Origin of the sequence: Loktanella sp. S4079 (assembly GCF_000967725.1) — a bacterium.
Lineage (GTDB): Bacteria > Pseudomonadota > Alphaproteobacteria > Rhodobacterales > Rhodobacteraceae > Yoonia.
This window is the reverse complement of record NZ_JXYE01000021.1, coordinates 1-10639: the sequence shown is the minus strand read 5'-3', so window position 1 is coordinate 10639 and position 10639 is coordinate 1. Positions and strand designations below refer to the sequence as shown.

Sequence of the window (10639 nt, the reverse complement as noted above, 5' to 3'; positions counted from 1 at the left end):
CACTCATTTTAACCCCGGCAATCCCTAAAAGGTTCCGGCTCAAGATCTAGGATCGCGCTGAACCACCTTTCCAATTGCAGACATTGGCCGCGCTACAACAATTCGGCAGACTGGGTTCAAAGATGCCGATCTCCGCAGTGTGAACCGACGTCCGCTATGGCGACAAGCTCGCGATTGCTTGAATCTCATCGACAGTGGCACATGCTTCTCATGCCGAGCTTTGTCGTCGAATGGCAGTTTTATGGGGCCTAGAACGGCAAAATCATGTCGAATATGGTATTTGCGTAGGTGTGAATTCAAGGGCTTATAAATGTGAAATGGCAATACTATGGAGCAATCTACATTGGTTATTGTTGTGGGATCTCGCATAACTTGGCCACTTAGGGGTGTTTTTGACCACTTCGCACACATCAAATGACCATCGGTCTTGCTAGGGTCGGTGGTTTTTTAATTTTTTCAATAGCTAGTCGGGTTTCTAACTTACTTCAGTTCACAATGTCCGTGCCTTACAGCCGACTGTTCTGGTCGCGATCAAGCGGGCAGCTCAGTGTGTAGGCATGAATACAAGTATATTCATCATTACCGCTGCATTCTACAAGGCCAAGGAGATTGAGCTTGCTCAGATCTCCATATCGCTACCTGAAGCGCAGTTCGCTGCTTTTGCAGCTGCGGTTGATGGTGAAGGAAAAACAAACGATGCACTGGCAGATACGGGGCAATGGTGGGCATGGTCTGGCCAATCTCAAAAAGGTGTTGGGGCTTCAATTCAAACACCAGGATGCCGGAGAAGATGCACGTGCTGCTGCCGAATTTACTTTGAAAGCAGAAGCATCAATGGGGCGAAAAATCAGGCTGCTGAATGCCTCACAGCAGTTGGTCTTTGATTTTCAGTGATGCGAGAGGGCGAATTCGTGGGTCGTAGGGCATCAAAACAACCATCAGTGCAATCTGAGGGCTCAGTATTCAAGACAAACCGTACGTAGGTTCAATGTACATGCTATGTGTATTTTATGGACAGCAAAGAGTAACAATCAAACATGGGCTACAATAAAAACAATGGGTTACATAAGGTCAAATGGGCAAGCTATGGGTCATTTTACAGAACGACACATAAGGTGACATTTATTGACGCCGAGATGCCATTTCTCGGCGTCAAACCTGCAACTTTCATAGCAGACTTTTGCGTGCTCCATTATTTAGGGGCGTATTTTGTTGAAAAACTCGAGCTTGATCGAAGCGTAAGTTGCTGATTCAATTTCCTAAGAGGTTGAGTCGCTAATATGGGGCAGCAAACAAAAGCGTATTTGTGCTTATCATGAGTAGAGAGAGCAAATTTCTAAGTCTGGTGCTTCGGCACAAACCTGAAGAAATTGATCTTCAGCTTGATAATCATGGGTGGGCTCGCGTTGACGAGTTGCTGCGAAAGCTTAAGAAATCCGGTCGGAAACTCAGCCACGACGAACTCATTGAGATTGTCGAAACCAGCGACAAGAAACGCTTTACTCTATCTGAGGACGGAAAGCATATCAGAGCGGCCCAAGGCCATTCGATTGAAGTGGATCTTGGTTTGAAGCCGCAACAGCCGCCAAGCGAGTTGTATCATGGAACGGCCAGCGCGAACTTGGATGCGATCTTTTCAAATGGTCTGGTGCCGGGGAAGCGTCAGCAGGTTCATCTGTCTCTTGATCCGGATACCGCTGAACGTGTCGGGCAGCGCCATGGTCGGCCAGTTGTGTTGCGAGTTGAAGCTCAGCGGATGTTTGACGACGGGTTTGAGTTTTTCCGCGCCGACAACGGTGTTTGGCTTACCGATGCGGTGCCTGCACGCTATTTGGGCTTTGGTCAGATTTCAGAACAGTAGAACCAAGCGGATTTACTGTGGAGTCCGATCTGAAACCGAGTCTTTTCTATTTTCAACACACTGATAATACGACACTTTTCCGAAACTGTCCGCATGGAACCCCAACTTCATCCGGGTTGATGTTGATGCCAAATGTCGCGCTGGCCATTCCGGATTTCTGGAAGCCTGTCGGCTTTGAAACACCCACAGATGCAGTTGTTTATCCAGACCATGAAGATCCAAATAAGTTCTATGTTCTTCCAAATACAATCTACTTTGTAAAGGATGGCGATAATCCGTGCCGAGAGCGCCGCCCGCATCGCCGCGATCATCCGGAAGTCCTGAAGCATGTCTTCCAGAACGTGTCCCTGTTCCGAAAGAACCGGGACCGCCCGAACCGTACCGACGGCGCCGTGATCCGGGTCGTCGTGGCCGTCGAAGACCCCACGGAAACCAGTGGTTTCGCGGTAGACGGCTTCGGCGAGGATGGTCTCGACCCGGCAAATATGATCCTCTGCGCTGTCTGCCAAAGGGCCGTCGTGGCGGAGGCTGGCGAGGGATTGCAGCAGCGCATTTCGTTCGGTCGCTGATAGCTCTCTCTCGGTTTGCTCGGCTTGGGCATGGACATGATCGACTTCCTGGAGCGTCCGGGTCCAGAACTCTTCCAGGGACAGGTGTTCTAAGTACTTCATTGCGGTATCCTCTTGTCGTTGAAAGGTGAGACTGGATGCCGGTTCAGGCTGCGTCCAGGCCTTCGACAGCGACGGCAAAAGCGCCCACCTCATCGTCCAGCTCCCCGATTTCGACGAGCAGATCGAAGAGGCGATCCGCCAGTAGGCAAATTTCCTCGACGTCCCGGCTACCAGGGTCGAGGAACTGCCAGAGACCGCTCTCAGTCTCTGAGTCACCGAACACCGGATCCAGGGAAATCAGGCGGTGGAGATCGACCAGTCGACGCCGTGTGGCGCGCTCCAGCCTGGTTGTCGTGCGGAGATCGGACAAGATCCGCAGAACGCGGGCTTCGCCGACTTGCCCCTGTAAGAGGTAGGCGGCATTACAGAGCGCCGCTCCGTGTTGAGCGAGATGTGCGCTGACAGCGGCGTGTTGAGAGTCGATGGACAGGTTCGTCGGTAGCGTGCGCAGCATGGTAATCCTCCTTTTAGCTGTGCTGAGCCATTCGTGGCAGTTTCAAGCCTGTCCGCCTGTGTCATCCTTCGCTGGTCGTTTCGTTGTCGTCTGTGCGGCCTATCAGCTGGCCTTGTATGGAAGAGATTGGCCGACCCCGCAGAAGACGAAGAAAAAAGATCGGAACTCACAGAGTTTTTCCGGATCAAACGGCCCGCCAGTCTGAAAAAGTGGGCTCACATGCTGATCCCGGACAAGAAAAATCCCCCGCAGCCAAGATTGACTGCGGGGGCTTTGATTGCGCGCGAGGTGGCGTGTTACTTGTCCTCGAAGGACCATTCCTCGCTGGCGTCGGTCGGACCGTAGATGTCGGTCGCCTCCGTCGCTCCATGGAATGCTGGCGCATCAGGTGTGGTAGCGGTGCGACTGCAACCCGAACGGGGTTGGTTGGAGGGCAATTCCGCGCCCAGGCCATCGTCGGCGGAGGGAACGATGGGCGTGCGGGGCATGTCCTCGACCTCGAAGCCGATTATTTTTGTGTCTTCCAAGTACCTAAGCCGTTCCGCCGAGAAGTCCTCGACGAAGAGCCCCTGCCGCGCCATCGCGTTGGCATTCATGGCCACGATGTGGTCCATGGTCTTCGCGATGATCTCCCCGTTGACCTTGGCCTCGGCTGCGTGGGCCGCACGGATTTCGCTCACGGTCATCAGCCAAGTCTGCGCCCGCTGACCACGGAAGCACGTCAGAACCGAGGGGATCTCGACCCACACACCATCCAGTTCCACCGCGATGGCACCAAGATCTTCCGAGTACCAGCGGACGCGGACCTCAGATTCCCGAGCATGCATGAACCAGCGTGCAAGTTGCTCTGAGTGGTAGGCCAGGCCTTCACCCTGACGATAATGGGCGTTTGGCTTAGGCATACCCCTTTGACTAATTGATCCTCACGCAACTCCGGACGCTCATGGTTCCACGCGGCATAGGTCTTTTCAGCTGTTGTCCCAAAAATCAGGAGGCATGTCGTGTAACTGCTGTGCTGCGACGTCATCAATCCAATCTTGTTGATCTTCTTTTGACCAATTTACGAACCCATCGGTTTGGGTGGCCAATTCGCGTGCGCGCCGGATGGCTTGATGATACTTAAGTTGGTCGACTGGCGCGCTCGGGACAATAGCGTACACGAATCTACCACCCATTGCAGACGCTAAGTTTTCCATTTGCTTGATGGATATTGACCCTTCTTTTTCGCTTCGTTCTGCTTGGTAAACAGCATTTCGGCTCACGCCTTTGCGCAGTGCGACCTGCTCGGCTGACATACCTAACGCGAGCCGCATCGTCGCAATCCAGCCTTTTTCAGGGACCTGCAAATCAGCAACTAGCTCTGAACTGCGGTCCAGCATTCTCGCCCAACGCCTACGTTGCATAAAGTCCGGCATAGTATTCCTCTGGTCGGAGTGTAGACTAGTGTAGTAAAATATATACTATTGCTCATATAGTGCCATGTAATTATTTTTATTTGTAATAATTTGCATATATATCCCTAACATTTTTATTATTATGCACTATGTAAGAATTGAAGGAGAGATGATGTTTGAACAATTTGTGGCTGAAGGGTCATTCCCATTTTCGATTGCGCTTGCTGTAACTGCTGGGCTTTTCTTAATTGAAATCTTTAGCTTACTTTTAGGTGCCACCGTTTTGGGATTAGGTGGTGAGGGGCCAGACATCGACGTTGATGCTGACTTTGATCTGACAGCAGATATTGATATCGAACCATTCGAAATTGATGTTGCGAATGATGTGGCAGCGACACCGTCGGATATTCTGACATGGATCGGTGCCCGCGACGTGCCATTTCTTATCTGGCTCGTTTCGTTTTTGACAATGTTTGGGCTATTTGGTCTTGGAATACAGTCTCTTGCGACATCCCTGCTCGGAACGCCGTTATTCACTCTTCTTGCTGTTGTCATTGCGACACTTCCAGCCTTGGCTGTCACCCGGGTCATTGCGAACTGGGTTGGGCTGATCATGCCCAAAACAGAGACCAGCGCAATGCACGTTCGCTTCTTGGGTGGGCATCGCGGAACGATAACTCAAGGCACCGCCACACGTGGCCACCCCGCCGAGGCTAAGATCAAAGATCGGCATGGCAACATGCACTACCTGCGGGTCGAGCCATTGGATGATGACGGTGTCTTTCATGAAGGCAGTGACGTCACACTGATCCGCAAGCGCGGTGACAAGTTCTTTGTCATCTAAACTGCGTCCCCAAACATAAAACTGAATTAATTCCATTCGAAGGAGTACTAGACGGACCTCACAACCATTCTTACGATTGCGGGCACGATTGTCGGCCTGCTTATATTTATCGGCCTGATTATGGCCCGCCTTTACAAGCGGGCAACTCGAGAAACTAGCCTTGTGAAAACCGGTTCTGGTGGCAAAAAAGTAATCATGGATGGGGGCACGATCGTCGTGCCGTTCCTGCATGAAATTGCCAAAGTCAACATGAAGACACTCCGCCTCGAAGTGGCGAGGGTTAATGAACAATCCTTGATCACCAAAGACCGTATGCGCGTCGATGTTGGCGTGGAGTTTTACGTCTCAGTAAACGCAACAAACGACGGCATTTCACGCGCGGCACAGACGTTGGGTGATCGCACTTTCCATGTCGACCAATTGCGTGAGATGATCGAAGGTAAGCTGATTGATGGCCTACGTGCTGTTGCCGCACAAATGACCATGGACGAGTTGCATGAAAACCGCGCGAGCTTTGTCCAAGAAGTGCAGAACGTTATTTCTGAAGATCTCCTGAAAAACGGACTAGAGCTCGAGGCGGTTTCGCTTACTGCCTTGGATCAGACACCGTTTGAATCGCTTGATGAAAATAACGCATTTAATGCCGTCGGCATGCAAAAGCTTGCCGCAGTCATTGCGACCTCTCGCAAACAACGCGCCGAGATTACGGCAGAGGCAGACGTGTCTGTTGCTCGCTCCGAGATGGAAGCAGAAAAGCTAAAATACCAGATTGACCGCGAGAAAAAGCAAGCCTCCATCACGCAGATTCAAGAAATTCAAACCCTACAGGCAAGCCAAGAGGCCGAAATTGCCCGAAACCAAGAAGCGTCAGATCTTGCAAAGGAGCAAGCGCGTATTGAACGTGAGCGTGCCGTCCGCTCCTCTGAGATTGAGCGTGAACGTACGATCCGTGAAGCGGAGATTGCAAAAGAGCGCGAGCTAGAGGTTGCCGACCAGGAGCGTCAAATTATCGTTGCGCGTAAATCAGAAGAAGAAAGCCAAGCTCGTGCATCTGCCGACAAGGCTCGAGCAGAAGCAAAGAAGGCATCTGAGGCAATTGAGACTGCCCGCGCTGTGGCAGAGGCTGAGCGCCAAAAACAAATTGCATTGATCGAAGCCCAAAAAGAAGCTGAACGTCAGGCGACGGGTATTCGCCTTGCTGCACAAGCGGAAAAAGACGCAGCAAGCGATCGCGCTTCGGCGAAATTGGAGGAAGCTCAGGCCGATGCAAACGCTATGATAGTGCGCGCCGACGCTAAGAAAGCCGACCTGCTGGCAACCGCTGAGGGTCAGACAGCGATCGCAAACTCCGAAAACGAGCTAAGTGCCGAAATCATTGCAATGAAAGTGCGCTTGGCCAGCCTCGAAGCCATGCCTGCAATCATTGCAGAAATGGTAAAGCCCGCCGAGAAAATCGACTCGATCAAAATTCACCAAGTGACGGGTATGGGGCGCGGCGAAGCTGGTGACGGCGGCTCAAGTAGCGGAACTCCAGTCAACCAAGCGCTTGATTCTGTGCTAGGTATGGCCCTGCAGATGCCTGCCATGCAGGCGCTAGGTAAAGAGCTTGGCTTCAGTCTTGAGAATGGCATGGCTGGCGTAGCCAATGACATCTTAGATGTGCCTACGGTAGAAAAAGACGCCGCAGACACGCCAAAGAAAGAAACGGCTAAGTCGTAAAAACAGTGGAGCGCCCCAGATATTTGGGGCGCTCTGATTTCATTTTCCGAAAATATTATAGCAACTTATTGTCCTGCTATGCCTCATTTTGATGAAAGCGTGGATCAGCCCATTCATGCTCAGCCCCCAATCGATTACCAACCTCGGACTATCAAGGCGCCGCATTAGCGGCGCCCTTTCTTTTTCTTGTTCATCCAGAACGGCGGTACGTTACCTGCCATCACAGGCGGGCGCGTGACTGGCCTGCGGGCCGGGGTCGTCAATAACGATGCCACTTTCCAGAAAGACCGTCGAGAGACAAAAATGTCGGCACTGCAGACATCGGCGCGCAAAACTGAACCATAAAACGTTCGTAACCGCAGCGAGCGGTAGCTGTGCCCGTACCGTTCTGGCAATGAAAAGTTGACTGTCTGAGCGCAAGTGCGTAATTTTAATCGATACGGCTTTGAGGTTCGCGGGTGCTTGCATCTTCCCTCATCGTCAATAGAGATAAAGAACCCGTCGCCGCAAGGTGGCGGGTTTTTCACTTTGTGCTGACTACTGATTTTTCAGATCGCGCCCCAAATCGCAAAGTCCAGATGCTAGCAGCAATTGTAATGCACACTAGGGTTTGGATTGAAGTCGGCAGTACCTGCCGATCAGGATGCCGCGGTGCAGCCCGTCGAACCAGCCATTCGCTGCGACTGCAAAGCGGGATTAAACCTAGAATTGGATACCTAGAATTGGATACTATGTTCGAACCGATCACTCGACCCAGTCTCCGTTCACATTGATCACCTCGCACGGATAGTCCAGCCGATTACGCCAGCTTGAATTGCACCTAGACAAGGCCTGTTCTGTAAGCTCGTCAATTGTCGTGTCACTGCTGCCAGCGGATTTCCATCCCCAAGATCCATTTTGTGATTGAACGAAGACCCTTCGATCCGAACGACCACTGTAATCGTCCTGATAGGCATCTCGCGCCGCCATGGTGATCAGACCGTCGACCCCACCCGAAAAGGCCGATAGAGCTGGAACTTCGGGATTGTCCACCCAAGTGCCATCAATGTTAATCAAGCGGCAATCATCAGTCCCTGACCTGCGATGCGGCGATGTGTTGCAGAATTCGAGTGCGAGGCGGGCCGCGACCTCTGGGTTGGCAACACCCTCACTAAAGAATGACCAGCCTGTTTCTCCAAGCGCAAAGGCTCTGTGACCATCCTGATCTTCGTATTCTTCGAAGTGCTCTTCGTCCAAGTTCGGAAAAGGGTCAACAAATTTGCACTGCAATCCAAATTGGATTGATTTGTCGTAGTTTGCAGCCAATCCATCTACACTCGTTTGATAGGTTTCATGCAGGAGGCAGGGTGCGGTCTCGTTTCCACCTTCGGCTGCCGCTTCAAGGAAACGAACACCGCGTACCGGGTCAGCATTCTCATTCTCTGAGCTAACTAGCAGACTACCAAGCAAGAACTGTGCGTCGACGGCACTCTCTGATGGGACTTGGTCAATGATCGCAGAGAAACATGCCTCACTTTTAATCTGAAGGCAGGACGACGGATCGGTGAAAACCTGCGGCTGTGCATTGAAAAGGTCTAGCAATGCTTGCTGCGGCTCATCCCCTCCGCCGAAACCTATACTCATCATATAGGTGTCTTGCGCCGCAGAGAATTCGCCAGTTTCTTCCTGTAGCTGACCCAGGAGATAGATTGCTCGCGATTTCTCTGGGGTCGGGTTGGACACGATATCAGAGAACAATTCTTTTAGGCAGGCTGTATCCCTTGCGGCAAAACAGGCATCCGCCTGACTTTGTTCTGCCAGCAAACTTGAGGCGCTAGAAACTGCCATGGAAACTGACAACGCAAAAACAGAGTGATTGAGCGATTTGAACAATTTTGCCTCCAAGAGAATTGTGTGTAGGGGGACTTTGAGAACAATGTTGGTCAACAGGTGGTAGCGGGAAAGATAGCCACATTCAATCAACCATCCAGCAAATCCCGTAGCATTGTCATCCTGACAGACGACGATGCGCTTATCGCTATGCGTACAGTATTGCGCTCGAATTCTTCGCTTTGTCCGTTTGCCATGTCGTTTCTGACCTGCGCCCCGAATTCCCGATATCTTTGCGCGGTATCCTGCTATGGTGTGATGAACTGATAGGACTCCCTGCGCTGAATAGTCGGTCGGAAAGTTAAAAGAGCAATCAAGTCAAGATCTAAGTGAGCGGAAATTCGCTGGCATCCCAATTGTCGTTTTCGGCCGTTCTTGTGGGCAAATTTACTCAAAAACCGAGACATAGCTTCCTATGTCGCTTCATACTCAAGAATAGTCAAAATCATAGCTGTGTTATCTGAAAACCAGCTCCGATTTGGACTAAATTGAGCTAAGTGTCGGTTTTAGTTGAGTAATTGCGTATATGTGTGTAGTGTTTTGAAAGTAAACAGTTATTTTGACAATTAACTCTACGCTAAAAGTAGATCTCCAATAAATTTGACAAAATTTTTGGCCAACTTTGTTGCGCTGTCGACTTGAGCGCAGTTTTGGTTTTTCAATCTCAAAAATGCCTTCTTGACCCAGCCGATTCGGTCCTGTTAGGCCGATTCCAGTAGTCATTAAAAGATTTCTGTCAGAGAGAAAAAATGCCGATGCGATCCGACCATGTTTTGATGTTCAAGGCGATCCTGGCTCTGTCTGAGTCGTCTGTAAGTAAGTTCGCCGATCAGATTGGGCGGCATCAAAGTTCGGTGCAAAATGTATTATCGGGCGCACGGCGCAGTCGATTTATTGAGGACCGCATATGTGAACGCCTAGGCAAAGCGCGACTGGAGATTTTCCGCTAGAGGCTGTTTCCGTTATGAATCGCATCATTCAGTCAACTGAGCCCCATGTTTCTTACGCCCGCGCGATTTCAGCTGGGCGTGGGCAGACCCAGAACGATGCCGATGCCATCGCGGACACAGGTGCAGTGCTCGCTTGTTCACTCAAGTCACGCTGTCTTGACGTCTACTCTCGCAGTGGAGCAACCATACGGCGGGTCTCAGCCCGGAGACCGGCGTTGCCATTGATTGGTTCGACAAAAGAAGAGCGCGTATCTCGTCAAATGGCGTTGGTTTGGGGCGCGATTTCAGTCGTGGAATAGAACGTCGCCGAATATGGTAGCATTGTTGAAGTGGCCCAAGAGGCTGCGTCCAACATACCTGGACGACCGGATGGCACCTTTGTTGTTTTGTCCGGAATCCCGTTTGGAGAGTCTGGACGAACAAACAACATCTGTATTGTAGATTTTGTTTCGCACGAGATGTTAGCGTGGGGTGCATCAAAGATATCTACGCCAGCGAAATCCTTGATAGCCGCGGCAATGCGGATTGCGAGCGCGGCACCCGAGCCGCAGGCGGAGCGTACAACTCATTAACGATTACTCGAACTGTTGGATGCTTCGTTCGCGATCCATATTGCCACCATTCACTATGACTGCACTAATGTCGGATTTTGCGATTTCGGCGATGTCACAAATAGTCGTTCGCTCACCGTGATTTCATCACAGTTAGATCAAGCATCTGGATGCGGAGTAACGCATTCAGATCAGTTTCTAAGGGACAACTGTTTCGTACAACTGGAATGTCCCAGTAACGGTGAACCGCGCCAATCAAGAGATTCTTGTCGACAGTCAGGTATCGCTATGGTTGAATGCCTGATAAAAGACGTCACTTATTTCGA

10 protein-coding genes are annotated in these 10639 nt (G+C 51.2%); 5 read left to right on the top strand and 5 right to left on the bottom strand.

From position 1 onward, the window contains the following. The first annotated feature begins 557 nt into the window (after positions 1–557). Positions 558–884 (top strand): type II toxin -antitoxin system TacA 1-like antitoxin, encoded by a 327-nt coding sequence (locus TW80_RS17370; protein ID WP_162197206.1) that lies wholly within the window; start codon positions 558–560, stop codon positions 882–884. Positions 885–1315: 431 nt separating this feature from the next. Beyond that, complete coding sequence (locus tag TW80_RS17360) at positions 1316–1861, top strand: RNA 2'-phosphotransferase (RefSeq protein WP_045998739.1); 546 nt, start codon at positions 1316–1318, stop codon at positions 1859–1861. A gap of 107 nt (positions 1862–1968) precedes the next feature. Here TW80_RS17360 and TW80_RS17355 read toward each other — a convergent pair whose 3' ends face one another. The 4 genes from TW80_RS17355 to TW80_RS17340 all read right to left on the bottom strand — a co-directional run bounded on the left by TW80_RS17355 (position 1969) and on the right by TW80_RS17340 (position 4365). Then, positions 1969–2532 carry a hypothetical protein gene (locus TW80_RS17355; RefSeq protein WP_045998738.1) on the bottom strand — a complete coding sequence of 188 codons (564 nt, stop codon included), beginning with the start codon at positions 2530–2532 and terminating at the stop codon, positions 1969–1971. 43 nt (positions 2533–2575) lie between these two features. After that, the gene (locus TW80_RS17350) at positions 2576–2986 is read right to left on the bottom strand and encodes a hypothetical protein (RefSeq protein WP_045998737.1); all 411 of its coding nucleotides are present in this window, start codon (positions 2984–2986) and stop codon (positions 2576–2578) included. 296 nt (positions 2987–3282) lie between these two features. Then, a complete protein-coding gene (locus TW80_RS17345; RefSeq protein ID WP_045998736.1) occupies positions 3283–3888 on the bottom strand; it encodes a hypothetical protein in 606 nt (201 codons plus the stop codon). A gap of 66 nt (positions 3889–3954) precedes the next feature. Then, positions 3955–4365: a helix-turn-helix domain-containing protein gene (locus TW80_RS17340; protein ID WP_045998735.1), complete on the bottom strand. Its 411-nt coding sequence runs from the start codon at positions 4363–4365 to the stop codon at positions 3955–3957. A 187-nt stretch (positions 4366–4552) separates the two neighbouring features. Here TW80_RS17340 and TW80_RS17755 point away from each other — a divergent pair, with 187 nt between their 5' ends. Both TW80_RS17755 and TW80_RS17330 read left to right on the top strand, forming a co-directional pair. Beyond that, a complete protein-coding gene (locus tag TW80_RS17755) occupies positions 4553–5224 on the top strand; it encodes a YqiJ family protein (RefSeq protein WP_162197205.1) in 672 nt (223 codons plus the stop codon). 120 nt (positions 5225–5344) lie between these two features. Further along, positions 5345–6943: a flotillin family protein gene (locus tag TW80_RS17330; RefSeq protein WP_084625849.1), complete on the top strand. Its 1599-nt coding sequence runs from the start codon at positions 5345–5347 to the stop codon at positions 6941–6943. Positions 6944–7687: 744 nt separating this feature from the next. On the opposite strand, the gene TW80_RS17325 is transcribed toward TW80_RS17330, so the two are convergent. Next, positions 7688–8815 carry a hypothetical protein gene (locus TW80_RS17325; RefSeq protein ID WP_162197204.1) on the bottom strand — a complete coding sequence of 376 codons (1128 nt, stop codon included), beginning with the start codon at positions 8813–8815 and terminating at the stop codon, positions 7688–7690. A gap of 961 nt (positions 8816–9776) precedes the next feature. Between TW80_RS17325 and TW80_RS17935 the strand changes: the two genes are divergently transcribed. Then, positions 9777–10061 (top strand): pyruvate kinase alpha/beta domain-containing protein, encoded by a 285-nt coding sequence (locus TW80_RS17935; RefSeq protein ID WP_084625848.1) that lies wholly within the window; start codon positions 9777–9779, stop codon positions 10059–10061. Positions 10062–10639: the final 578 nt, after the last annotated feature.